Consider the following 23,139-nt stretch of genomic DNA (forward strand, 5'->3'; position numbering starts at 1 on the left):
CCCATGAGCCCCGCCCACACCGCCACGCCCGCGGCACGTCCCGAGCCGACCCGCGAACAGGTCCGACGCTGGCGCCGCTACCTCGCCGACGAGATCGCCGAGGGCCAGATCTACCGCGACATCGCCGCTCGCAAGGACGGCGTGGAGCGCGACATCCTGCTCGGCCTCGCCGAGGCCGAGCGCCGCCACGAACAGCACTGGCGGGCCCTCCTGGGCGAGCACGCCGAGAACCCGCCGCGCCCCTCCCTGCACCGCATCCTGCTGCGCTGGCTCGCGCGGATCTTCGGCTCCGTGTTCGTGCTGGCCCTGGCCCAGCGCGCCGAGTCGGACACTCCCTACGCGGAGGACCAGGACGCCCCCGAGGGCATGGTGGCGGACGAGGCCATCCACGAGGAGGTCGTGCGCGGCCTCGCCGCCCGGGGTCGCGAGCAGCTGGCCGGCAACTTCCGCGCCGCCGTCTTCGGCATGAACGACGGGCTGGTCTCCAACCTGGCGCTCGTGATGGGCATCGGCGCGACGGGCGTGGCGCCGTCCGTCGTGCTGTTCACCGGCGTGGCCGGCCTGCTGGCGGGCGCGCTGTCCATGGCGGCCGGCGAGTACGTCTCGGTGCGGTCCCAGCGGGAGCTGCTCGAGGCCTCCTCCCCCACCCAGATCACCCTCGAGGCGGCCCAGCACCTGGACCTGGACCACAACGAGCTCACGCTCGTCTACCTGGCCCGCGGCATGACGCCCGAGGACGCCGAGCACCGCGCGCTCGAGCGCCTCGGCTATCTCACGTGCGACTGCAACCCGCAGTTCTCCGCCCGTCCCGACGGCTCCCAGGGGCCGGTGGACCACTCGGACTCCTTCGCGGAGATCGGCTCGGCGTGGAGCGCCTCCCTGTCCAGCTTCGCGTTCTTCGCCTCCGGCGCACTCATCCCGATCCTGCCGTACATCTTCGGCATGTCCGGGCTGTGGGCCCTGGGCCTGGCGGCGGCGATGGTGGGCGTGGCCCTGCTCTTCACCGGCGGTGTGGTCGGGCTGCTGTCCGGCTCCTCACCGCTGGCTCGGGGCCTGCGCCAGCTCGCGATCGGCTTCGGCGCCGCTGCCGTGACGTACGTGCTCGGCCTGCTCTTCGGCGCGAACGTGGGCTGACGGGCGCCCACCGCCTGCTCCGCCCCGCACAGCACACGGCCCCTGCCCCTCAGGACGAGGGACAGGGGCCGTGGTGCATCCGCCTGCCGGTGCGGAGCGCCGGCATCGGCGCCCCCCACCGCGGGATCAGGCCTGGGCCTGCAGGATCTCCCGCATGAGCTGGGCGGTCTCGGACGGGGTCTTGCCGACCTTCACGCCCGCGGCCTCGAGGGCCTCCTTCTTGGCCTGCGCGGTGCCGGCGGAGCCGGAGACGATGGCGCCGGCGTGGCCCATGGTCTTGCCCTCCGGGGCGGTGAAGCCGGCCACGTAGCCGACGACCGGCTTGGTGACGTTGGCCTTGATGAACTCGGCCGCACGCTCCTCGGCGTCGCCGCCGATCTCGCCGATCATCACGATGGCCTGGGTGTCCGGGTCGGCCTCGAACGCCTCGAGGGCGTCGATGTGGGTGGTGCCGATGATCGGGTCGCCGCCGATGCCGATGGCGGTGGAGAAGCCGAAGTCACGCAGCTCGTACATCATCTGGTAGGTCAGCGTGCCGGACTTGGACACGAGGCCGATGGGGCCGGAGCCGGTGATGGTGGCCGGGGTGATGCCCGCCAGGGCCTCGCCCGGGGTGATGACGCCGGGGCAGTTCGGGCCGATGATGCGGGTCTTCGGCTTGCCGTCCTCGCCGGTCTTGGACTGGGACAGGGCGAAGAACTCGGCGGTGTCCTGCACCGGGATGCCCTCGGTGATGACCACGAGCAGCGGGATCTCGGCCTCGATGGCCTCGATGGCGGCGTCCTTGGCGAAGGCCGGCGGCACGAAGGCCACGGACACGTCCGCACCGGTCTTCTCCATGGCCTCCTTGACGGTGCCGAAGACGGGCAGCTCGACGGCGTTGCCGTCCTTGTCCTCGTGGGACACGGTGGTGCCGGCCTTGCGGGCGTTCACGCCGCCCACGATGTTCGTGCCGGCCTTGAGCATGAGGCGGGTGTGCTTGGTGCCCTCACCGCCGGTGATGCCCTGGACGATGACCTTGGAGTCCTTGTTCAGGTAGATCGACATAGCTGTTTCCTCAGTCTTTCCGAACGGTCAGTTCGCGGAGTGGGCGAGCTCGGCGGCCTTGTCGGCGCCCTCGTCCATGGTGGCGGCCAGGGTGACGAGCGGGTGGTTCGCCTCCTGCAGGATGCGGCGGCCCTCCTCCACGGCGTTGCCGTCCAGGCGCACGACCAGCGGCTTGGTGGCGGTGTCACCCAGGATCTCGAGGGCCTTGACGATGCCGTTCGCGACCTGGTCGCACGCGGTGATGCCGCCGAAGACGTTCACGAACACGGACTTGACCTGCTCGTCGCCCAGGATGACGTCGAGGCCGTTGGCCATGACCTCGGCGTTGGCGCCGCCGCCGATGTCCAGGAAGTTGGCCGGCTTCACGCCGCCGTGCTGCTCGCCGGCGTACGCGACGACGTCGAGGGTGGACATCACGAGGCCGGCGCCGTTGCCGATCACGCCGACCTGGCCGTCCAGTTTCACGTAGTTGAGGCCGTTGGCCTTGGCCTTGGCCTCCAGCGGGTCCTCGGTGCGCTCGTCGACGAGGGCGGCGTGGTCCTCGTGGCGGAACGCCGCGTTGTCGTCGAGGGAGACCTTGCCGTCCAGGGCGAGGATCGTGCCGTCGCCGGTCTTCACCAGCGGGTTCACCTCGACGAGGGTGGCGTCCTCCTTCTCGAAGACCTCCCAGAGCTTCTGGATGACCTCGGCGACGTCGGCGCGCAGCTCCTCGGGGAAGCCCGCCTCGGTGACGATCTTCTGGGCGGTCTCGGCGTCGATGCCGGTCAGCGGGGAGACGGGCACCTTGGCGAGGGCCTCGGGGCGCTCCTCGGCGAGCTGCTCGATCTCCATGCCGCCCTCGACCGAGCACATGGCCAGGTAGGTGCGGTTGGCGCGGTCCAGCAGCACGGAGAAGTAGTACTCCTCGGCGATGTCGGCGCCCTGGGCGATCATGACCTGGTGCACGGTGTGGCCCTTGATGTCCATCCCCAGGATGGCCTTGGCGTGCTCGTAGGCCTCGTCGGCCGTCTTGGCGACCTTCACGCCGCCGGCCTTGCCGCGGCCGCCGACCTTCACCTGCGCCTTGACGACGGTGACGCCGCCGATCTTCTCCGCGGCCGCCTTGGCCTCGTCCGGGGTCTGCGCAACGATGCCGGCCAGCACGGGGACGCCGTGCGCCTCGAACAGATCGCGCGCCTGGTACTCATACAGGTCCACGGTGGTGTGTCCTTCTTGGTCGAAGACAGGGTCTGCCGGCCTCGCCCGCGGGCGCGGCCGACGTCGACGCCCCCTCCGTGGCCGGGCCGGGCGCGGGGGCACGGCGGGGCGGCGGACGGCGGCGTTCCACGGCTCACTGTAGTCCACGCCCCGGGGCGACCGGGGGGTCGGCGGGCCGGTCCCGTCAGCCCTCGACCTTCGTCAGCGGGGCGTAGCGCAGCAGCAGCCGCTTCTGCGCCCCGGTGGCGTCGAAGGTGACGGTCGCGACGGTCTTGTCCCCCGCGCCCGCGACGGCGTCCACGCGCCCCTCGCCGAACGTGGCGTGGGAGACGCGGTCGCCCGGGCTGAGCGCCACGATCTCCTTCTGCGGCTGCACCCGGCTCGGCGCCTTCCCGCGCACCACGCCGGAGGGCACCGTGAGGTCCGCCGGCTCGTCCCCGCGGGTGAGGCGCTGGGGTCGCGCGCCGTCGTCGTCCCGGGACCGCCAGGCCGGCCGGCCGCCCCCGAACCGCCCCGCGTAGCGCGAGGTGCCGGCGCCGGTCAGGCTCAACGAGCCGGCCGAGCGGGTGGTGCCCTCCCGCTCCCAGTCGATGAGCGTCTCCGGGATCTCCCCGAGGAACTGGCTGGGCGGGTTGAACTGGTGCTGGCCCCACAGCGAGCGTGCCTCGGCGCGCGTCAGGAACAGGCGACGGCGGGCGCGCGTCAGGCCCACGTAGGCCAGACGGCGCTCCTCCGCGAGCTCCTTCTCGTCCGTCATCGAGCGGGCGTGCGGGAACACCCCGTGCTCCATGCCCGTCAGGAACACCACGGGGAACTCGAGGCCCTTGGCGGTGTGCAGCGTCATGAGCGTGACCTGGCCCTGCTGCTCGGCGAGCGCCTCGCCCTCCACGTCCGGGGCCGTGGGCAGCTGGTCTGCGTCCGCCACGAGCGCCACCTGCTCGAGGAAGTCGGACAGGGTGCCGTCCGGGTGCGTCGTCTCGAAGGAGCGGACGACGGCGACGAGCTCGCCGAGGTTGTCCGCGCGGGACTCGTCCTGCAGGTCCTCGGACTCGCGGAGGGCGGCCAGCATCCCGGACTGCTCGAGGACGGCCTCCAGGACGGTGGCCGGGCCGGCGGACTCGGCGACCTGGCCGAGGTCGTCCATCATCTGCACGAAGCCGCGGACGGCCTTGAGCGAGCGGGCGGCCATGCCGGGGGCGTTCTCGGCGTCGCGCAGGGCCGCGGAGAACGTGGAGCGGTTGCGCTCGGCCCACGCGGCGATGGCGCCCTCGGCCCGGTCCCCGATGCCCCGTTTGGGCTCGTTGAGGATGCGGCGCACGTTGACGTCGTCGTCGGGGTTGACGATCACCCGCAGGTAGGCGAGCGCGTCCTTGATCTCCTTGCGGTCGTAGAAGCGCGTGCCGCCGATGACCCGGTACGGGATGCCGCGCGTCACCAGCCGCTCCTCGAGCGCGCGGGACTGCGCGTTGGTCCGGTAGAACACGGCGACGTCGGCCGGGCGGATCCCGTCCTCGTCCTGCAGCCGGTCGATGGTGGTGGCGATCCACTCCGCTTCGGCGGACTCGTTCTCCGCGGCGTAGCCGACGATCGCCGGGCCCTCCCCCTCGGCCGTCCACAGGCGCTTGGGGCGGCGGTCCGGGTTGCGCTCGATCACCGCGTTGGCGGCGTCCAGGATGGTCTGCGTGGAGCGGTAGTTCTGCTCGAGCTTGATGGTGACGGCGTCCGTGAAGTCCTGCTCGAACTCGACGATGTTGCGGATGTCCGCGCCGCGGAACGCGTAGATGGACTGGTCCGAGTCGCCGACGACGGTCAGCTCGCCGCCGGGGGTCTCCACGCCCTCGGGGTCGCCCGCCGGGCCGGCGAGGAGCCGGATCAGGCGGTACTGTGCGTGGTTGGTGTCCTGGTACTCGTCCACGAGGACGTGGCGGAACCGGCGGCGGTAGTTGTCCAGCACGCGCGGGAACGCCTCGAACATGTGGACCGTCATGCCGATCAGGTCGTCGAAGTCCAGGGCGTTGGCCTGGCGCAGGCGGGCCGTGTAGTCCCGGTAGACGGCGGCGACGGCGCGGCCCCACGGGTCCCCCTCGGCCACGGTGGCGGCGTAGTCGTCCGCCTCCACGAGCTCGTTCTTCAGGGAGCTGATGCGGTTCAGCAGGGCCTTGGGCGCGAAGCGCTTCGGGTCCAGCTCGTGCTGCTTGGCGACGGTGGTGACCAGGCGCAGGCTGTCCGCCGAGTCGTAGATGGTGAACGTGGACTTCAGCCCGATGTTGGCGGCCTCGTTGCGCAGCAGCCGCACGGCGGAGGAATGGAACGTGGAGATCCACATCCGCTGGGCGGTGGGACCGATCAGCCCGGCCACGCGCTCGCGCATCTCCGCGGCGGCCTTGTTCGTGAAGGTGATGGCGAGGATCTCGTGCGGCCGCGCCCGGCCGGTGGCGAGCAGCCACGCGATGCGGTGGGTCAGCACCCGGGTCTTGCCCGAGCCGGCGCCCGCCACGATCAGCAGCGGCGCCCCCGTGTGGGTCACCGCGGCGGCCTGCTGCGGGTTGAGCCCCGCCACGAGCGACTCGGGAGTGTGCGCCGGAGCGGCCGGGCGGGCGTCCTCGCCCCAGGCCTCGGGGTCCGCGGCCGCGCGCGTGACGGCCGGGGGCACGAGCCCGGGCAGGGCGGTCTCCGGGTCCGCGGGGCGGCGGGTCCGGTCGAGGTTCAGGGGCGTGCGTCCGAGCGCGGAGAAGAGGTCAGCCATGGCGGACCCAGTCTAGGCGCGGCCCCGGACGCGACAGGGGGCGCCGTCGTCGCCATCCCCCACCGCGCCGCCCGAGCTGGGCTGGGCGGGGCTGGGCGGGACCGGACCGGCTCGGCCGGTCTGGGAGGATGGACCGCGGAGGTGCCCCGTGTCCCAGAAGTCTCGCAAGTCCCGTCCGCGCCCGTCGCGGCCCGCCGCGCGCCCGGTCGCCGAGTCCCCGCGCTCCCGTCCCACGCTGCGGGACGTCAACGTCCGTGAGGACCTCGCCGCGGCCGCTGAGCGCGAGGGCAGCCCGGCGATCCCGGTGAGCGCGCTGATCGTGACCACCCTGCTCGTGGGCGCGTACCTCCATCTGCTGGTGCTGCAGCAGATGACCCAGCTCAGCGGCGGCCTGGCGATGCCGGACTCCCTGCTGTTCTACGGGCAGGACCACATCCGCGCGCTCTCCGCGGTCATGGACGAGGACGCCCGCGGCCAGCTGAACTGGGTGCACAAGACGGCCGGCGTGATCTTCCCGATCGCCGTGGCACTGACGGTCACCGCGGTCGGCGCATGGCGCCTGCGTCCCGTCGGCGCCAAGTGGGCCGTCTTCGGGCTGGGCGTGCTGTTCGCGGTCGTGGACATCTGCGAGAACATCGCGATCGAGCAGGCGATCGCCGCCGGCGGCCCGGGCACCGGCCTGGCCGCCGCCCTGACGCTGACCCGCTGGGTCCTGCTGGCGCTGCTCGCGCTGGCGGTGGCCGTGATGCTGTGGGCCGGGCGGCGCCGTCGTGGTCGCGCCACGCGGGCGGCCTGAAGGGCTCGGCTAGACTCGCTCACCGGACCGACGCACGGTCCGCGCCCCAGTAGCTCAGTTGGATAGAGCGACCCTCTCCTAAAGGGTAGGCCGTCGGTTCGATTCCGGCCTGGGGCACCTGGGCGGCCGGTCCGGTCGCCGCCTCATTCCGCGTCGGCGAACTGCGTGGTGTAGAGCTCCGCATACCGCCCGCCCGCCGCGAGCAGCGCGGCGTGCGTGCCGCGCTCCACGATCCGCCCGGCCTCGACCACGAGGATCTCGTCCGCGCTGCGCACGGTGGAGAGCCGGTGCGCGATCACGATCGCGGTCCGCCCGGCCAGCGCCTCCCCCAGCGCCTCCTGGATGGCGCGTTCGTTGGTGGAGTCCAGCGCCGCCGTCGCCTCGTCCAGCACCACGACGCGCGGAGCCGCCAGCAGCAGCCGCGCGATCGTCATGCGCTGCCGCTCGCCGCCGGAGAGGCGGTAGCCGCGCTCGCCGACCACGGTGTCCAGCCCGTCCGGCAGCGCCTCGACCACGGGGCGCAGGCGGGCCCGCTCGACGGCGTCCCACAGCTGCTCGTCCGTCGCGTCGGGGCGGGCCAGCGTCAGGTTGGCGCGCACGGTCTCGTGGAAGAGGTGGCCGTCCTGGGTCACCATGCCCACGGCCCGCTGCAGGTCCGCGAACGCGAGGTCCCGCACGTCCACGCCGCCGATCTCGACGGCGCCGGAGGTGACGTCGTGCAGGCGCGTGACGAGCGAGGCTATGGTGGACTTGCCCGCACCCGAAGAGCCCACGAGGGCCACGGTGGCCCCGGCGGGCACGGCCACGTCGATCCCGTGCAGCACCTCCTCGCCGCCGCGCGTGTCCAGCACGGCGACCTCCTCGAGGGAGGCCAGGGACACCTGCTCCGCGGTGGGGTAGGCGAAGCGCACGTCCCGCAGCCGCACGGACAGGGGCCCCTCCGGCAGGGCCGCGGGCCGCGCGGGCTCCGTGATGAGCGGCTCCAGGTCCAGGACCTCGAACACGCGCTCGAAGCTCACGAGCGCGCTCATGATCTCCACGCGGGCGTTCGCCAGCGCGGTCAGGGGGGGCGTACAGGCGGGTCAGCAGCAGGGCGAGGGTGACGACGTCGCCGGCGTCGAGGGTGCCCGCGATCGCCTGGAGCCCGCCCACGCCGTACACGGCCGCGAGCGCGAGCGCGGAGACCAGGGTGAGCAGCGTGGTGAAGACGGCCTGGCGCACGGAGATGTCCACGCCGGTGGCGCGCACGCGGTCCGCGCGGCGGGCGAACTCGGCGGACTCGGCGGCGGGGCGGCCGAAGAGCTTGATGAGTGTGGCGCCGGGAGCGGAGAACCGCTCGGTCATCTGGTCGCCCATGGCCGCGTTGTGCCCGGCCCGTTCGCGGGACAGGTCCGCCAGCTTCGAGCCGACCGCCCGGGCCGGCACCAGGAACAGCGGCAGCATCACGAGGGACAGGACGGTGACCTGCCAGCTGGTGGCCACCATGACGCCCAGGGTCAGCGCCACGGACACCACGTTCGCGACGACGCCGGAGAGGGTCCGCGAGATCGCCGACTGCGCCCCGATCACGTCGTTGTTCAGGCGTGAGACGAGCGCGCCGGTGCGGGTGCGCTGGAAGAACGCCACCGGCATGCGCTGCACGTGGTCGAACACGGCGGTGCGCAGGTCGTAGATGACGCGTTCCCCCAGCCCGGCGGAGAGCCATTTGGTGAACACGGACAGCGCCGCGTCGAGCACGGCCACGAGGGCGATCAGCAGGGCCAGCCGCACCACGAGCCCGCGGTCCGCGCCGCCGGTGATCGCGTTGACGACGTCGCCGGCCAGCACGGGCGAGGCCACGCCGAGCACCGCGCCCACGATGGACGCCGCGACGAACACGATCAGGCGGGTGCGGTACCGGCCCGCGAACGCGATGGTCCGGCGCACCGTGCCGCGGGCGAGGCTCTGCTGGGCGTCGGACTGCCCGCGGGTCATCCGCATCATGGACATCCGTGCCGCCGACTCCATGCTCATGGGCCCCTCCGCTCTCTCGACCGTTGGAGAGTCTAGGAACCGCCGGGCACGGGCGGGCGCGATTCCGCTTCCGGCGTCAGGCCGCCAGGCGCAGGTAGTCCCGCCACGCTTCGGCGGGCCGCTCCAGCTCGCGGATCCGCCACTGGGCCCCGCGCGGGCGCACCGGCTCCACCCGCAGCCGCCAGCCCAGGGCCTCGAGCGAGCGGTCCGCCTTCGCCCCGTTGCAGCGCAGGCAGCAGGCCACGAGGTTCTCCCACGAGTTCTCGCCGCCCCGCGAGCGCGGCCGCACGTGGTCCACGGTGGTGGCGTGGGCGCCGCAGTAGGCGCAGCGGTGTCCGTCCCGGCGCAGCACGCCCTTGCGGGAGACCGGGGCCGCGTCCGTGTGGGGCACCCGGATGTACTGGTGCAGCAGGATCACGAGGGGCCGGCCCCACGCGCGGGTGGGGCTGCGCATCGGGTCACCGGCGTCCTCGAGCACGCTCGCCTTGCCGGTGGCCACGAGCAGCAGCGCCCGGCGGTCGGAGACGACCGAGAGGGGTTCGTAGCCGGCGTTGAGGACGAGTGTGCGCATCGGGGGCCTCGGAAGCGTGGGGACACAGGGGCGTCGTGTCCCCACGCTAGACGCGGGTGCATCGGCGCGCCGCGTGTCGCCTGCGGCGGCGGAAGAGGTTCACCGGCCCGTCACCGGGCCATCACGCCCCCGTCACGCACGACGACGGCGCGCCGCGCCTCAGCCGTCGAGACGCTCGACCCACACGTGCGCGGCCGTGGCCTCGGCCAGCTCGAGGGCCCCGCCGTCCGCGGCCGCGCCGTCCTCCGCCTCGCCCTCGACCCGGATGTACCCGGCGTCGCGGGCGGCCTCGGCACGCACCACACGGCCGGGGGTCACGCCGGCGCCGGCCAGCTGGGCCAGCAGCTCGGGGTCGGTCTGCACGCCCTCGGCCAGCCCGCGGACGCGGAACCGGCCGGCGGTGGCGGCCTCCTCGGAGAGCCGGGCGCCCGCCAGGCCCATGTCGCGGCTCCAGTCCTCGGCGGAGGCCTGCTCGGGCCGGGGCGGGATCGGGGTGCCGTAGGGGGTCTCGGTGGGGTTCTCCAGGAGCGTGAGCAGGCGGCGCTCCACCTGGTCGCTCATCACGTGCTCCCAGCGGCAGGCCTCCTCGTGGACGAGCTCCCACTCGAGGCCGATCACGTCCGCGAGCAGGCGCTCGGCCAGGCGGTGCTTGCGCAGCACGGACACGGCCCGCTCGCGGCCCGCCACGGTCAGCTCCAGCCGACGGTCCGCGCCCACGTGCACCAGCCCGTCCCGCTCCATGCGGGCCACGGTCTGGGAGACGGTGGGGCCGGAGTGCTCCAGACGCTCGACGATGCGGGCGCGCAGCGGGGGGATGCCCTCCTCCTCGAGCTCGAGGATCGTGCGCAGGTACATCTCGGTGGTGTCGATCAGATCCGTCATGGCACGTCCTCTTCCCTCGGGCTCTTCGTCCCGGACATCCTAGCGAGGCGTGAGTCACGTGGACGGCCGGTGGTCCCGGGCGCGGGAGAATGGGCGCGACCCGCGACCCCGAAGCGTCAGGAGCACGCATGACCTCCCCCGCCGAGATCACCATCCCCCAGGACCTGCTGCCGGCCGACGGCCGCTTCGGCGCCGGCCCCTCCAAGGTCCGCCCCGAGCAGCTGAGCGCGCTCCAGGACGCAGCCGGGCTGCTCGGCACGTCGCACCGTCAGAAGCCGGTCAAGGACCTGGTGGCGAGCGTCCGGTCGGGCGTCGCCGAGCTGTTCTCGGCGCCGGAGGGCTACGAGGTGATCCTCGGCGTCGGCGGCTCCACCGCGTTCTGGGACGCGGCCGCCTTCAGCCTGGTCCGCGAGCGCGCCCAGCATCTGAGCTTCGGCGAGTTCGGCTCGAAGTTCGCCAAGGCCACCGACCAGGCGCCGTTCCTGGCGCCGTCGGACATCCGCACCTCCGAGCCGGGCACCCGCCCCGAGCCGGAGGCCGTGGCCGGGGTCGACGTGTACGCGTGGCCGCACAACGAGACCTCCACCGGCGTGATGGCGCCCGTCGTCCGCCCCGCGGGCATCGACGAGGACGCGCTGGTCGTCGTCGACGCCACCTCGGCCGCGGGCGGCCTGCCGGTGGACGTGTCCGAGGCGGACGTGTACTACTTCGCGCCGCAGAAGAACTTCGCGTCCGACGGCGGTCTGTGGCTCGCGCTGTTCTCCCCGCGGGCCCTGGCGCGGGTCGCGGAGATCAAGGAGTCCGGCCGCTGGATCCCGGCGTTCCTGGACCTGGCCACGGCCGTGGAGAACTCCCTCAAGGACCAGACCTACAACACGCCCGCGCTGGCCACGCTCGTCATGCTGGACGCGCAGCTGCGCTGGATGAACGGTCAGGGCGGGCTGGACGCGATGACCGCCCGCACCGCCGACTCCTCCTCGCGCGTGTACGCGTGGGCCGAGGCGTCGTCCTTCGCCACGCCCTTTGTGGCCCGGTCCGAGGACCGCTCCGCCGTGGTCTGCACCGTCGACTTCTCCGACGACGTCGACGCGGCGGCGGTCGCCCAGGCCCTGCGCGCGAACGGCGTGGTGGACGTGGAGCCCTATCGCAAGCTCGGCCGGAACCAGCTGCGGATCGCGACCTTCGCCGCGATCGAGCCCGAGGACGTCGCGGCACTGCTGCGCTGCATCGACCACGTGGTCGAGCGCCTGGCCTGAGCCGTCCCCGGACGGGGACACGGGCCCGCGGGGGACTCCACCGCGGGCCCGTTGCGTGTCCGCCCCGGCGGGTCAGCCGGGGCGCGCCGTCTCAGCCGCGGTCGTCCGGCGCGGTCTCAGGCGCCGGGGCGCCGGGCACACGGCCCTCGGCCACGGCCTTGAGCCGCTCGCGCTCCTCCTCGTTCACGCGCTCGGCGTACGGCACCCACGGGGGCGCCACGAGCGCACCCTCCCCCGCCATGAGGCCGGTCTCGCACACGGTGACCTGCTTGGCGCGTGGGGCCCGGGCGATCGTCACGTACCAGAGCCAGCCCGCGTAGCCGGGCATGCGGCACGCGAAGCGGTGCGTCAGGAGCCGGTCGTCGTCCACGAGCACGTCCACGTGCTCCCCCACCTCGTCCGGGGCGGCCAGCCCGGCCAGCCCCGCGCGGGCGGCGTCCACGGCGGCGGCGAGCAGCTCGTCGCGGCGCGGGGCCCGGCGACGCGCGGGCGGCACGGCCGCCCTCTCCTCCGCGGGCGCGGGCTCGGCGTCGGGGCTCCGGTGGTCGACGCGCGGGGCGTCGTCGTGGGTGGTCATGGCTCAGGCCTCCAGATCGTCGGCGACACGGCGCAGCACCTGCGCCATCTTCTGCGCCTGGGCGCGCTGGGGGTAGCGGCCGCGGCGCAGGCCGTTGGAGGTCTGGTCCAGCCACGTGATGAGGTCCTCCATGAGGACGGCCATCTCGGTGGCGCCGGGTCGGTGGTTGCGGACCACCGAGGGTGCGGCGTCGAGCACGCGCAGCGAGAGCGCCTGCTTGCCGCGGCGGCCCTCGGCCACGCCGAACTCCACGCGGGTGCCTCCGCGCAGCTCGGTCACCCCGGCCGGCAGGGCCGAGGCGGGCACGTGGACCTCCTCGCCCTCGTCCGTCTGGGCGAACCCGAAGCCCTTGGTCGAGTCATAGAACTTGATGCGCCCGGTGGGCATGTGCGTCACCTGCTCCTCGTCATGTGGGTCCACCGCGTCGGGCCGGCGCCGCAGGGGCGGCCGTGCTCTCGTCTCGGGTCGGCGGGGTCCGGCACCGGCGTGGCGGTGCGCCGCGGCATCGGTGGGACCAGCCTGGCCGTGCGCCCGGAGGGGACGGCGGAGGACGTGGTCGTCAATGACCTCCCAGGATAGCCCGACTAGAGTGGCGGGCATGCCTCGGACCTCCACCCTCCCCGCCTCCGCGCCCGCCGCCGACCCCGCCGATCACCGGGGCGGTCGTGGCGTCGTCCTGGTGCTGGGCGTGGCCGTGACGGCGGTGTCCGCTCTGGCCCTGGTGGCCCTGCTGGTCGCGTACTTCCTGGCGTGGCCGGCGTCCCCGGCGCTGTTCGCGCTCGCGCTGTTCGGCCTGCCCGTCGGCTTCGGCCTGATGCTGCTGCACGTGGTGCTGGGCGCCGTCCGGCGCTCGCGCCCCTGAGCCGTCGGGCCAACGACGCCCCGTGACATCCAGCACCCTTTCAGGGTGTTCCCAGGTCGGGGCGGTTGACTGGGCCCCATGCAGCCTCAGAACCCCGAAGCACGCCTCCTGGTGGTGGACGACGAGCCCAACATCCGCGAGCTGCTCTCCACGTCCCTGCGCTACGCCGGCTTCGAGGTCACGGCCGCGGCCAACGGCCGGGAGGCCCTGGACGCCGCCGAGGAGTTCCAGCCGGACCTGGCCGTGCTGGACGTGATGCTCCCGGACATGGACGGCTTCACCGTGACCCGCCGCCTGCGCTCCGCCGGCCGTCACTTCCCCGTCGTGTTCCTCACCGCGCGGGACGGCACCGAGGACAAGATCACCGGCCTGACGGTCGGCGGTGACGACTACGTGACCAAGCCGTTCTCCCTCGACGAGGTGGTCGCCCGCATCCGCGCCGTGCTGCGCCGCACTGCCTCCCTCGACGACGACGACGCGGCGGTGCTGCGCGTGGACGATCTCGAGCTCGACGACGACGCGCACGAGGTCCGCCGCGGCGGCGAGGTCGTGGAGCTCTCCCCCACCGAGTTCAAGCTGCTGCGCTACCTCATGATGAACCCGAACCGGGTGCTCTCGAAGGCCCAGATCCTGGACCACGTGTGGGAGTACGACTTCAACGGGGACGCCTCGATCGTCGAGTCCTACATCTCCTACCTGCGCCGCAAGATCGACGTCGGCGGCCGCGAGAAGATGATCCACACCAAGCGCGGCGTCGGCTACATGCTCCGCACCGCGGACAAGCGCTGACGTGCGTGCGCGGCTCGACGCCGCGGCGGCCCGCGTCCGCCATCCGCGCGCCTGGCTGAGGGGCGCGTGGCAGGGGCAGTCCCTGCGCACCAAGCTGGTCGTGATGATCGCGGCGCTCATGCTGGCCCTGGTCGCCGTGACCGCCGTGGCGACCGCGGTGCTGTTCCGCCAGGAGGCGGTGCGCCAGCTGGACGAGGACATGGCCGCCAACCGGGACACCGTCTCGATGTACCTGGCCAACGTCGCCCAGACCGGCGAGTACTACATGCCGCAGCTGCCCATCCTGCGCTTCTACGGCGTCGTGTGGGACAACGAGGGCGCGCGGGTCGTCCAGACCCCGGTGATGCCGGGTGCGGACGAGCCGGCCCTGCCGGACATCACCCCGGCCGAGGCCCTGGAGCGCGGCTCCGCCTCCTTCGAGGTGCCCGGCACACAGCCGGACTCGAGCGGCTGGCGCGTGCAGCTGTACGGGCTCAGCAGCGGCGACGGCACCATGGCCGTGGCCCTTCCCCTGCAGAGCGTGACCTCCTCCGTCGAGCGCGTCACCTCGATCGTCGTGACCATCGGCCTGCTCGCGACGGCGGGCACCGTGATCGTGGCCAACCTGGCGGTCCAGCGCGCGTTCCGCACCCTGAACCGCGTGGAGCGCACCGCCGCCAAGATCGCCGCCGGCGACCTGAGCCAGCGCGTGGAGAGCGCGGCGCCCGACACCGAGGTGGGCCGGCTCTCCCGCTCCCTCAATGCCATGCTCGCGCACATCGAGTCCGCGTTCCGGGACAAGGAGATCTCCGAGGACAAGATGCGCCGCTTCGTGCAGGACGCCTCCCACGAGCTGCGCACCCCCCTGGTCACCATCCGCGGATTCTCCGAGCTGTACCGGCACGGCGGGCTGCGCGAGGAGGAGGACGTCGCCGCCGCCATGCAGCGCATCGAGTCCGAGGCCACCCGCATGACCCGCCTCGTGGAGGACCTGCTCACCCTGGCCCGCCTCGACGAGCAGCGCCCCCTCGAGCACGCCCCGGTGGACCTGCTCATCCTCGCGATGGACTCCATGATGGACGCCTCCGTGAACGCCCCGGACCGCAAGGTCACCCTCGTGGGCCCCGACGGCGACCGGGCGGCCCCGGCGCCCATCCTCGGCGACGAGAACCGGATGCGCCAGGTGGTGGTGAACCTCATGGCCAACGCCCTGCGCTACACCCCCGCCGGCACCCCCATCGAGATCGCGGTCGGCACCGTCGACCACCTCGGCGGCCAGGCCGGGGCGGACGGCGCGGGCCGCAGCTCCGTGATCGAGATCCGTGACCACGGGCCGGGCGTGTCCGAGGAGGACCGCGCCCGCATCTTCGAGCGGTTCTACCGCGCGGACACCTCCCGGCACCGCGAGACGGGCGGCACGGGGCTCGGCCTGGCCATCGTCGCGGCGATCGTGGCCCAGCACGGCGGCTCCGTCCGGCTGCTGGAGACCGAGGGCGGCGGCGCCACCTTCTCCGTCCACCTGCCGTGGGCGCCGTTCGAGGACGAGGCGGACGAGGACGTCGAGGACGAGCGCCCGTCCGCACGGGACACCGACGACGACGCGGCCGGCCCACCCACCGGCCCTCTCGCCCAGACCGCGCCGTCGGGCGCCGGCGCCAGCGCCGCGGACGCCGCCCGGCGCAGCCGCCTGCTGCGGGCGGCGGAGCGGTTCCGTCGCGCCTCGGCCGAGCGCCGCCGCCGGGTGTCTGCTCCTGCACAGGCGCCTCAGGCCGACGCCCCGTCCCCAGGCGGGGACGACCCGGCGGCCGGGCGCGACGCGCGTCCCTAGCGTGGTGCCCGGCGGCACCCGCCGCCCATCAGCACTCATCAGAGGGGACAGTCACATGAGCATCGTGCAGATCGACGTCGAGGACCTGCGGGCCAAGAGCGGGGCGGTGGAGGGCTCCATCGGCCGCCTCCAGGCGGAGGTGAGCACCATGGAGGCCAACCTGCGCCAGCTGCAGGACACCTGGCGCGGCCAGGCGGCCGCGAACTTCCAGGGTGTGCTCACCGAGTGGCGCGCCACCCAGCAGCGCGTGGAGGAGTCCCTGGCGGGCATCCGCCGCGCGATGGACGCCGCCGCCACCCAGTACCAGGACGCGGAGACCGCCAACGCCGCGATGTTCCGGTTCTGAGCGCCCGGAACGGTCCGGGGTGCGGCCGGCCGGCCGCGCCCCGGTCCGTGCTTCCTAGAGTGGGGGCATGACCGTCCTGATCGACCCGCCCGCGTGGCCCGCCCACGGCACCGTGTTCTCCCACCTCGTCTCCGACGCCTCCCTCGAGGAGCTCCACGCGTTCGCGCGGGCGGCGGGGCTCTCGGAGCGGGCCTTCGACCGGGACCACTACGACGTGCCCGCGCACCGACGCGCCGAGCTCGTGGCCCGCGGGGCGGTGCCCGTCACCGGACGGGAGCTGGTGCGCCGCCTCGCCGCCTCGGGGCTGCGCGTGCCCGCCCGGAGCCGCGCCGAGAAGCGCGACGTCGTCCTCGCCCGGCGCTGGGCGCGGCTGTTCGAGGGCACGGCGGCGAGCCCGGACGCGGTGACGACGGCGGGACGCGACCTGCTGGCCCGCTGGGCGGAGCCGCATCGGCACTACCACGACCCGGCCCACCTGCTCGCGGTGCTCGAGTCCGTGGACCTGCTCGAGCGGGCGGGGGCGAAGGCCGGGCCGGATCCGCGTGCGGTCCGCCTGGCCGCGTGGTTCCACGACGCCGTCTACGTCGGGGACCCCGCCGCGCCCGCCGGCCAGGACGAGGCGGACTCGGCCGCCCTGGCCCGGGACGTGCTCACCGACCCGCGGCTGGCGGTGCCGGCCGACGTCGTCGACGAGGTGGCGCGCCTCGTGTTGCTCACCGCCGCCCACGACCCCGCCCCGCACGACGCGGCCGGGGCGGTGCTCTCGGACGCGGACCTCGAGGTCCTCGGCCGCTCCCCCGAGGCCTACGCCCGCTACGTGGCCGCGGTCCGGCAGGACTACGCGCACGTGTCCGACGCGGACTGGGCCCGCGGTCGCGGCGCGGTGCTGGACGCCCTGCTGGACGCCGAGCGGCTGTATCGGACCGCCCCCGGCCGAGCACGCTGGGAGGCCGCCGCCCGCCGCAACCTGGCGGCGGAACGGGCCGCGCTGTCGGCCTGAGCGGGTCGCCCCGGTGCTCGCCCGAGACGCGGCGAGGCCCGCCTCCCCGGACGGGGAGACGGGCCTCGCAGGCTGGGCGCCCGAACGGGTCGGGCCGGCTCAGCGGCTGATCACATCATGCCGCCCATGCCGCCCATCGGGTCCATGCCCTCGGCGCCGGCGGCGGCCTTCTCGGGCTTGTCCGCGACGACGGCCTCGGTGGTCAGGAACAGGCCCGCGATGGACGCGGCGTTCTGCAGGGCCGAGCGGGTCACCTTCACCGGGTCGTTGATGCCGGCGGCCAGCAGGTCCTCGTACTCGCCGGTCGCGGCGTTCAGGCCGTGGCCGTCGTCGAGGGTCTTGACCTTGTCGGCCACGACGCCGGGCTCCAGGCCGGCGTTGAGGGCGATCTGCTTCAGCGGGGCCTCGATGGCGACCTTGACGATGTTCGCGCCGGTGGCCTCGTCGCCCTCGAGCTGCAGGCCGCCGAACGCCTTGGCGCCGGCCTGGATCAGGGCCACGCCGCCGCCGGCGACGATGCCCTCCTCCACCGCGGCCTTGGCGTTGCGCACGGCGTCCTCGATGCGGTGCTTGCGCTCCTTGAGCTCCACCTCGGTGGCCGCGCCGGCCTTGATGACGGCCACGCCGCCGGCCAGCTTGGCGAGGCGCTCCTGCAGCTTCTCGCGGTCGTAGTCCGAGTCGGTGTTCTCGATCTCGGAGCGGATCTGGGCCACGCGGCCGGCGATCTGCTCGGCGTCGCCGGCGCCCTCCACGATGGTGGTCTCGTCCTTGGTGATGACCACCTTGCGGGCGGAGCCCAGCAGGTCGAGGGTCGCGTTCTCCAGGGACAGGCCCACCTCGGAGGAGATGACCTGGCCGCCGGTGAGGATGGCGATGTCGGCGAGCATGGCCTTGCGGCGGTCACCGAAGCCCGGGGCCTTCACGGCCACGGACTTGAAGGTGCCGCGGATCTTGTTGACCACGAGGGTGGCCAGGGCCTCGCCCTCGACGTCCTCGGCGATGATCAGCAGCGGCTTGCCCGACTGCATGACCTTCTCGAGGATCGCCACCATGTCCTTCACGGAGGAGATCTTCGAGTTGACGATGAGGATGTAGGGATCCTCGAGGACGGCCTCCTGGCGGTCCGCGTCGGTCACGAAGTAACCGGAGATGTAGCCCTTGTCGAAGCGCATGCCCTCGGTGAGCTCGAGCTCGAGGCCGAAGGTGTTGGACTCCTCGACGGTGATGACGCCCTCCTTGCCGACCTTGTCCAGGGCCTCGGCGATGAGGGAGCCGATCTGCTTGTCCGCGGCGGAGATCGAGGCGGTGGCCGCGATCTGGTCCTTGGTCTCGATCTCGCGGGAGGCGGAGAGCAGCTCGGAGGTGACGGCCTCCACGGCCTTCTCGATGCCGCGCTTCAGGGACAGCGGGTCGGCGCCAGCGGCCACGTTGCGCAGGCCCTCGCGGACCAGCGCCTGGGCCAGCACGGTGGCGGTGGTGGTGCCGTCGCCGGCGACGTCGTCGGTCTTCTTGGCGACCTCCTTGACGAGCTCCGCGCCGATCTTCTCGTACGGGTCCTCGAGCTCGATCTCCTTGGCGATGGAGACGCCGTCGTTGGTGATGGTGGGAGCGCCCCACTTCTTCTCCAGCACCACGTTGCGGCCGCGGGGGCCGAGGGTCACCTTCACGGCGTCGGCCAGGGTGTTCAGGCCCTTCTCCAGGCCGCGGCGGGCCTCTTCGTCGAATGCGATGGTCTTGGCCATGTGCAGGTCCTTTCTGGACGTCGGCTTCCTACTGCTGGTGGCTGACCTGCGCCGATGCCCGCGACGGACGGCCCCTGGGGGCCTCACCGGTGGACAGGTCCTCCTCCACGGCGCCGGACCGACCGGGGTACGGCTGGCAGTCGCGCCTTCGGAGTGCTAACCCCATTATGAGCACTCGCACCGGGAGAGTGCAAAAGGTCCGCGGGACGGGAGCCCGCCCTTCCGCGGACGGCGGACGGCCCCCGGCAGAACGCCTCGGAAGGCGCCCCGCCGGGGGCCGGAAAGGGTGCGCGGCCGGCACGGCCGTACGACGGGCGGATCAGCCGGTGACGACCACCGCGACGCCCTTCACCTGCAGGTTCGGGGTCTGCAGGACCGGGAAGCCGAGCTCCTTGCCGACCGCCTCGGCGGCGGCCTTGTTGGCCGAGCCGTTGTACAGGACGGTGGAGGACTGGATGCCGTAGCCGCTCCAGTTCTTCGCGTCCACCGAGGTGTAGCCGGCGCTCGTGAGCCGCTGCGCGTAGGAGGCGGCGAGACCCTGGGTGCGGGTCGCGTTGTACACGGTGACGTGGGTGCCGCGCACGGCGGCGGACTGCGAGGCCGCACGAGAGCTCGACGCGGCCGCGGACTGCGCGGCCGCACGAGAGCTCGACGCGGCCGCGGCCTGCGAGCGCGAGGCCTCCGCCGCGGCGGCCGAACGGGACGCGGCGGCGCGCGAGGACTCCGCCGCCTGGGCGGCCGCCGCCGACCGGGACGCCTCTGCGGACTGCGCGGCGGCCTCGGAACGCGAGGCCTCCGCCGCCTGTGCCGCAGCGGCGGCACGGGACGACTCAGCGGCCTCTGCGGCGGCCTCGGAACGCGAGGCCTCCGCCGCCTGTGCCGCAGCGGCGGCCCGGGACGACTCGGCGGCCTCTGCGGCGGCCGCCTCCTGCGCCACCCGCGAGGACTCAGCCGCGGCCGCAGCCGCGGAACGGGACGCCTCCGCCGTGTCCTCGGACGGGGTGGCGGACTCGGTCGCGGATGCAGTCGACGCCGACGCGGAGGACGCCGAGGAGGACTCGGACGACGCCGACGTCGACGGCTCGACCGCCGGGGCCGTCGTGGAGCTCTCGGCGGCGACGGGCTCGGAGCGGTCGCCGGTGAGCCACGGCAGGACGACGCCCACGAACAGGCCGGCGAGCAGGACGAGGCCGGCCACCCAGAGCAGCGGGCTCAGGCGGCGACCCCCGCCCGCGGCGGTCGCGCCGGCAGCGGCGAAGGACTCGCGGTGCGCGCCGCGCTGGTCCGTGTACTCGGGGACCTCGTCGAAGCGGTCGGGCTGGTAGGCCATGGGTCAGTTCTCCTGGCGGGAAGCGGGCGTGGACGGCGGCGGATCCGCGGGTCCCCTCCGGGCCCGGCTGCGGGTGCCGCGCTTGCGCAGCAGCCGCGTGACCAGCAGGGGTCGGTAGGCCAGGGCGGCCTCACGGTCCAGCAATCCGTTCAACACCTGATAATAGGCGGTCGGAGACAGCCCCAGACGCTCTCGGACGGCGTGGTCCTTGGCCCCGCCGTACCGCCAGGTGGCGGCCTCCAGGTCCAGGACCGCACGCTCCAGGTCCGTCAGCTCGTCCCGCCGTGGCCGCGCGTCGGCACCCTCGTCCGGGTCCGGATCGGGCGAGACGGGCGTGGGGTGGGACATGGCGGCCACTGTACCCACCCGGTCTACCCTCGGGTCATGGAGTTCATCGCGCCCCTGGATCCGGGCTGGGAGGCGGCCCTCGCCCCGCAGGCCGCCGCGTTCGAGCAGGTCGGCGAGCGGCTGCGGGCCCGCCGGGCGGCCGGAGAGCAGGTGCTGCCGGCGCCGGAGCACATCCTGCGGGCGTTCCGTCAGCCGTTCGCGGACGTCCGCGTCCTCGTGCTGGGCCAGGACCCCTACCCGACGCCGGGCCATCCGATCGGCCTGAGCTTCGCGGTGGACCGCCACGTGCGGCCGCTGCCCCGCTCCCTGGCCAACATCCACCGGGAGCTGCACGACGACCTCGGCATCACCCCGCCCGCCCACGGCGACCTCTCCGCGTGGACGGACCAGGGTGTGCTGCTGCTGAACCGCGCCCTCAGCGTGCGGGCCGGCGCACCCGGCAGCCACCGCGGCCTCGGCTGGGAGCAGATCACGGAGGCCGCGGTGCGGGCCCTCTGCGCGCGCGGCACCCCGCTCGTGGGGCTGCTGTGGGGAGCCGACGCGCGGCGCATGGCGCCGCTGCTGACGGCGGCGGGGGCCGGCGTCGTGGAGTCCCCGCATCCCTCGCCCCTGAGCGCCCACCGCGGGTTCTTCGGCTCCCGGCCGTTCAGCCGGGTGAACCGGCTCCTCGAGGCGGCCGGCGCGGCCCCGGTGGACTGGCGCCTGCCCGACTGAGCCGGGCCGCCGGTCAGCCGCGCTGGTGCATCACGAGTTCGGTGGGCAGCAGCGTGCCCATCCGGTCGGTGATCGGCTTGGCCAGGGTGTTGCCGAAGGCGACGCCGGCCGCGATCGCCACGACGATGACCGCGGCGTTGAAGAGTCCCTCGACGCCCAGCAGCGTGGCCCCGGTCTCCACGGTGAACCCGTAGACGGACCGGAACATGGTGAGTCCGGGAAGCAGGAACAGCATGGACGGCAGGACGATCACGAGCGCCGGGGCCGCGAGCCGCTGGGCCACCAGGCGGCCGAGGAACCCGACCGCCGCCGCGGCGACCGCGGGCACCAGCCGGTCGCTGACCCCGATCTGTTGCGCTGCCAGGTACGCGCCGAAGCCGGCCCCGGACACGAGACCGCAGGCCAGGATCTGGGGCCACCGCGACTGCTCCACCACCGCGTCCGCCATGCCCGCGGCCATCACGAGGCCCAGCAGGAGCAGCGGCGGATAGCTCAGCGTCCCCGCCTCGGCCAGGTCCAGCTGTTCGAATCCCACGAGATCCCCGATGCCCACGGCGATCATGATCCCGGCCATCACGCCGGCGAACACGAGCAGCGCGGAGAGGAAGCGGCCCGCGGCCGTCACCGGGAAGCCGTGGATGGCGTCCTGCACCGCGGTGACGAACCTCGCCGTGGGCAGGAGCATCATGATGCCGCCGGCGATCACCAGCGCCGGGTTGACCGGCAGGTCGAGGGCGTGGGCCATCAGCGCGATCACCGTGGCCGTGATCGCCCCGAACATCGTGGAGAAGATCTCCGGGAAGCGCGCCTTGTCCGCCTGGACCTTGAGCCAGAAGACCAGCCAGGTGGAGACCATGCCCAGGGCCGCGCCCGTCCAGGTCCCGCCGATGAACGGCACGAAGCAGGCCACGAACACGCCGGAGAAGAGGACCTCGAAGACGGCGGGGAACGGCTTGGGCTGATGCCGGATCTCCACGAGCCGGCGCTGGGCCTCGGCCCGGTCCACCTCGCCCGCGGCGATCTCCTCGACGAGCCGGTGGACGGCCACGAGCCCCTCGAAGTTCACCGAGGACGAGCGGACCACCCGCTGGAGGGTGAACGGGGCCTCGCCGCGTGAGGAGTCGGGCGCGTAGTTCAGGGAGATGGACTGGTTGGTCAGGTCCACCTCGGTCTCGAGGATCCCGTAGGCCTGCGTGGCCACGATGATCGAGGTCTCCACGTCCAGCGAGGCCGCGCCGAAGCTGAACATCGTCTCGCCCAGCTTGAGCGCGAAGTCCAGGGTGGTGCGGGCCTCGAGGGCCTGCGCCTCCGCGCGGCGCTGCTGCAGCGTGGAGCGCATGCGGCGCCCGTACGGCGAGGAGTGCAGGCGGTCGGCCAGCACGAGCGCCTGCGTCGGCAGGTTCTCGACGAAGACCTCGCGGGAGCGCCGGCCGCGCCGACGCCCGCGCTTCTCGGCCGGGCCCACGGGGACCACCGGGTCCGGGACGGTGACGTCCGGCTCGGGGATCATCTCCGGGGCGGGCAGGGCTCCGTCGGCCTCCGCGGGCGCCAGGACGGAGGTGGGCACCTGCTCGGACAGCGGCGGCTCGGTCAGGGGCGCGTCCGCGGCCGGCTCCGGCAGCGTCTCCGCCTCCGGCTCGGCCGATTCCTCCGGCTCCGGCTCCGGCGCCGGGACCGGATCGGCGGCGGCGGGGCGGACCACGGGCGGCAGCGGCTCGGTCAGCTCGACGGCGACCGCGGCCGGGTGGGCCGACTCAGCCGGGTCGAGGTCGAGCAGGCCGGGGTCCTCCGGATCGAGCGCGAGGTCGCCGACAGCGGAGGCGTCCTCGGCGCCGGCCGGGCGCAGCACGGGGATGAGCGTGGGGACGGCCGGGGGCTCCGCGATGCGGGGGTCGAACCGCGCCGGCTCCTGGGTGCCCTCCTGCTCCATGCGGCTCACCCTCTCCTTCCGTGTGCGGGCGCTGGACGCGAGACGGCGGTGG

At 73.7% G+C, this 23,139-nt stretch carries 20 protein-coding genes, 1 tRNA gene and 1 pseudogene; 10 read left to right on the plus strand and 12 right to left on the minus strand.

The features are described from left to right. The first annotated feature begins 3 nt into the window (after positions 1 to 3). A complete protein-coding gene (locus J1M40_RS02460; RefSeq protein ID WP_041103056.1) occupies positions 4 to 1,134 on the plus strand; it encodes a VIT1/CCC1 transporter family protein in 1,131 nt (376 codons plus the stop codon). A gap of 126 nt (positions 1,135 to 1,260) precedes the next feature. Here the strand turns inward: J1M40_RS02460 and sucD are convergent, their stop codons facing one another. From sucD to pcrA, 3 genes are all read right to left on the minus strand, one after another. Then, the gene (sucD, locus tag J1M40_RS02465; RefSeq protein WP_044659020.1) at positions 1,261 to 2,181 is read right to left on the minus strand and encodes a succinate--CoA ligase subunit alpha; all 921 of its coding nucleotides are present in this window, start codon (positions 2,179 to 2,181) and stop codon (positions 1,261 to 1,263) included. A gap of 27 nt (positions 2,182 to 2,208) precedes the next feature. After that, a complete protein-coding gene (gene sucC, locus J1M40_RS02470; protein ID WP_044659021.1) occupies positions 2,209 to 3,378 on the minus strand; it encodes an ADP-forming succinate--CoA ligase subunit beta in 1,170 nt (389 codons plus the stop codon). Positions 3,379 to 3,562: 184 nt separating this feature from the next. Further along, complete coding sequence (gene pcrA, locus J1M40_RS02475; protein ID WP_044659022.1) at positions 3,563 to 6,124, minus strand: DNA helicase PcrA; 2,562 nt, start codon at positions 6,122 to 6,124, stop codon at positions 3,563 to 3,565. A 148-nt stretch (positions 6,125 to 6,272) separates the two neighbouring features. Between pcrA and J1M40_RS02480 the strand changes: the two genes are divergently transcribed. Further along, positions 6,273 to 6,920, plus strand: coding sequence for a hypothetical protein (locus tag J1M40_RS02480; protein ID WP_044659023.1), 648 nt, complete (start codon positions 6,273 to 6,275; stop codon positions 6,918 to 6,920). A 43-nt stretch (positions 6,921 to 6,963) separates the two neighbouring features. Next, a tRNA-Arg gene (locus tag J1M40_RS02485) sits at positions 6,964 to 7,037 on the plus strand. A 26-nt stretch (positions 7,038 to 7,063) separates the two neighbouring features. Here J1M40_RS02485 and J1M40_RS02490 read toward each other — a convergent pair. The 3 genes and pseudogenes from J1M40_RS02490 to J1M40_RS02500 all read right to left on the minus strand — a co-directional run bounded on the left by J1M40_RS02490 (position 7,064) and on the right by J1M40_RS02500 (position 10,386). Next, positions 7,064 to 8,933 (minus strand): annotated as a pseudogene (locus J1M40_RS02490) (ABC transporter ATP-binding protein). 76 nt (positions 8,934 to 9,009) lie between these two features. Then, a complete protein-coding gene (locus tag J1M40_RS02495; RefSeq protein ID WP_020628346.1) occupies positions 9,010 to 9,504 on the minus strand; it encodes an HNH endonuclease in 495 nt (164 codons plus the stop codon). Positions 9,505 to 9,663: 159 nt separating this feature from the next. Continuing rightward, positions 9,664 to 10,386, minus strand: coding sequence for a metal-dependent transcriptional regulator (locus J1M40_RS02500; RefSeq protein ID WP_020628347.1), 723 nt, complete (start codon positions 10,384 to 10,386; stop codon positions 9,664 to 9,666). Between the two features lie 128 nt (positions 10,387 to 10,514). On the opposite strand from J1M40_RS02500, the gene serC reads away from it, so the two are divergent. Further along, the gene (gene serC, locus J1M40_RS02505; RefSeq protein ID WP_044659024.1) at positions 10,515 to 11,642 is read left to right on the plus strand and encodes a phosphoserine transaminase; all 1,128 of its coding nucleotides are present in this window, start codon (positions 10,515 to 10,517) and stop codon (positions 11,640 to 11,642) included. Between the two features lie 91 nt (positions 11,643 to 11,733). Here the strand turns inward: serC and J1M40_RS02510 are convergent, their stop codons facing one another. Both J1M40_RS02510 and J1M40_RS02515 read right to left on the minus strand, forming a co-directional pair. Next, positions 11,734 to 12,219, minus strand: a complete 486-nt coding sequence (locus J1M40_RS02510) for a DUF3027 domain-containing protein (protein ID WP_041103071.1) — start codon at positions 12,217 to 12,219, stop codon at positions 11,734 to 11,736. Positions 12,220 to 12,222: 3 nt separating this feature from the next. Continuing rightward, complete coding sequence (locus tag J1M40_RS02515) at positions 12,223 to 12,606, minus strand: cold-shock protein (protein ID WP_020628350.1); 384 nt, start codon at positions 12,604 to 12,606, stop codon at positions 12,223 to 12,225. 211 nt (positions 12,607 to 12,817) lie between these two features. Here J1M40_RS02515 and J1M40_RS02520 point away from each other — a divergent pair, with 211 nt between their 5' ends. The 5 genes from J1M40_RS02520 (at position 12,818) to J1M40_RS02540 (ending at position 17,023) form a co-directional block, all read left to right on the plus strand. Further along, the gene (locus J1M40_RS02520) at positions 12,818 to 13,081 is read left to right on the plus strand and encodes a hypothetical protein (RefSeq protein ID WP_041103073.1); all 264 of its coding nucleotides are present in this window, start codon (positions 12,818 to 12,820) and stop codon (positions 13,079 to 13,081) included. Positions 13,082 to 13,159: 78 nt separating this feature from the next. Next, positions 13,160 to 13,870: a response regulator transcription factor gene (locus tag J1M40_RS02525; RefSeq protein WP_041103075.1), complete on the plus strand. Its 711-nt coding sequence runs from the start codon at positions 13,160 to 13,162 to the stop codon at positions 13,868 to 13,870. Between the two features lies 1 nt (position 13,871). After that, a complete protein-coding gene (locus tag J1M40_RS02530; protein ID WP_073116086.1) occupies positions 13,872 to 15,677 on the plus strand; it encodes a HAMP domain-containing sensor histidine kinase in 1,806 nt (601 codons plus the stop codon). Between the two features lie 55 nt (positions 15,678 to 15,732). Continuing rightward, positions 15,733 to 16,023: a WXG100 family type VII secretion target gene (locus tag J1M40_RS02535; RefSeq protein WP_010079419.1), complete on the plus strand. Its 291-nt coding sequence runs from the start codon at positions 15,733 to 15,735 to the stop codon at positions 16,021 to 16,023. A 67-nt stretch (positions 16,024 to 16,090) separates the two neighbouring features. Next, positions 16,091 to 17,023: a DUF4031 domain-containing protein gene (locus J1M40_RS02540; protein WP_206450420.1), complete on the plus strand. Its 933-nt coding sequence runs from the start codon at positions 16,091 to 16,093 to the stop codon at positions 17,021 to 17,023. A 110-nt stretch (positions 17,024 to 17,133) separates the two neighbouring features. On the opposite strand, the gene groL is transcribed toward J1M40_RS02540, so the two are convergent. The 3 genes from groL to J1M40_RS02555 all read right to left on the minus strand — a co-directional run bounded on the left by groL (position 17,134) and on the right by J1M40_RS02555 (position 20,443). Then, the gene (groL, locus tag J1M40_RS02545; RefSeq protein ID WP_206450421.1) at positions 17,134 to 18,765 is read right to left on the minus strand and encodes a chaperonin GroEL; all 1,632 of its coding nucleotides are present in this window, start codon (positions 18,763 to 18,765) and stop codon (positions 17,134 to 17,136) included. Between the two features lie 319 nt (positions 18,766 to 19,084). Beyond that, entirely contained in the window at positions 19,085 to 20,095 is a 1,011-nt protein-coding gene (locus J1M40_RS02550; RefSeq protein ID WP_206450422.1) for a LytR C-terminal domain-containing protein, read from the minus strand. A 3-nt stretch (positions 20,096 to 20,098) separates the two neighbouring features. Then, the gene (locus J1M40_RS02555) at positions 20,099 to 20,443 is read right to left on the minus strand and encodes a DUF3263 domain-containing protein (RefSeq protein ID WP_236601171.1); all 345 of its coding nucleotides are present in this window, start codon (positions 20,441 to 20,443) and stop codon (positions 20,099 to 20,101) included. Positions 20,444 to 20,479: 36 nt separating this feature from the next. On the opposite strand from J1M40_RS02555, the gene J1M40_RS02560 reads away from it, so the two are divergent. Then, positions 20,480 to 21,157: a uracil-DNA glycosylase gene (locus J1M40_RS02560; RefSeq protein ID WP_036315921.1), complete on the plus strand. Its 678-nt coding sequence runs from the start codon at positions 20,480 to 20,482 to the stop codon at positions 21,155 to 21,157. Between the two features lie 13 nt (positions 21,158 to 21,170). Here the strand turns inward: J1M40_RS02560 and J1M40_RS02565 are convergent, their stop codons facing one another. Then, complete coding sequence (locus J1M40_RS02565) at positions 21,171 to 23,087, minus strand: threonine/serine exporter ThrE family protein (protein ID WP_206450433.1); 1,917 nt, start codon at positions 23,085 to 23,087, stop codon at positions 21,171 to 21,173. Between the last annotated feature and the right edge of the window lie 52 nt (positions 23,088 to 23,139).

The sequence above is a fragment of the Micrococcus sp. KRD026 genome (assembly GCF_017168445.1).
GTDB lineage: Bacteria > Actinomycetota > Actinomycetes > Actinomycetales > Micrococcaceae > Micrococcus > Micrococcus luteus.

Coding starts and splice junctions, on each gene's coding strand:
- J1M40_RS02515 (WP_020628350.1), bottom strand. CDS start 12,606: ATGCCCACCGGGCGCATCAAGTTCTATGACTCGACCAAGGGCTTCGGG.
- J1M40_RS02535 (WP_010079419.1), top strand. CDS start 15,733: ATGAGCATCGTGCAGATCGACGTCGAGGACCTGCGGGCCAAGAGCGGG.
- J1M40_RS02520 (WP_041103073.1), top strand. CDS start 12,818: ATGCCTCGGACCTCCACCCTCCCCGCCTCCGCGCCCGCCGCCGACCCC.
- pcrA (WP_044659022.1), bottom strand. CDS start 6,124: ATGGCTGACCTCTTCTCCGCGCTCGGACGCACGCCCCTGAACCTCGAC.
- serC (WP_044659024.1), top strand. CDS start 10,515: ATGACCTCCCCCGCCGAGATCACCATCCCCCAGGACCTGCTGCCGGCC.
- groL (WP_206450421.1), bottom strand. CDS start 18,765: ATGGCCAAGACCATCGCATTCGACGAAGAGGCCCGCCGCGGCCTGGAG.
- sucD (WP_044659020.1), bottom strand. CDS start 2,181: ATGTCGATCTACCTGAACAAGGACTCCAAGGTCATCGTCCAGGGCATC.
- J1M40_RS02560 (WP_036315921.1), top strand. CDS start 20,480: ATGGAGTTCATCGCGCCCCTGGATCCGGGCTGGGAGGCGGCCCTCGCC.
- J1M40_RS02565 (WP_206450433.1), bottom strand. CDS start 23,087: ATGGAGCAGGAGGGCACCCAGGAGCCGGCGCGGTTCGACCCCCGCATC.
- J1M40_RS02500 (WP_020628347.1), bottom strand. CDS start 10,386: ATGACGGATCTGATCGACACCACCGAGATGTACCTGCGCACGATCCTC.
- J1M40_RS02525 (WP_041103075.1), top strand. CDS start 13,160: ATGCAGCCTCAGAACCCCGAAGCACGCCTCCTGGTGGTGGACGACGAG.
- J1M40_RS02495 (WP_020628346.1), bottom strand. CDS start 9,504: ATGCGCACACTCGTCCTCAACGCCGGCTACGAACCCCTCTCGGTCGTC.
- J1M40_RS02510 (WP_041103071.1), bottom strand. CDS start 12,219: ATGACCACCCACGACGACGCCCCGCGCGTCGACCACCGGAGCCCCGAC.
- J1M40_RS02460 (WP_041103056.1), top strand. CDS start 4: ATGAGCCCCGCCCACACCGCCACGCCCGCGGCACGTCCCGAGCCGACC.
- J1M40_RS02550 (WP_206450422.1), bottom strand. CDS start 20,095: ATGGCCTACCAGCCCGACCGCTTCGACGAGGTCCCCGAGTACACGGAC.
- J1M40_RS02555 (WP_236601171.1), bottom strand. CDS start 20,443: ATGTCCCACCCCACGCCCGTCTCGCCCGATCCGGACCCGGACGAGGGT.
- J1M40_RS02540 (WP_206450420.1), top strand. CDS start 16,091: ATGACCGTCCTGATCGACCCGCCCGCGTGGCCCGCCCACGGCACCGTG.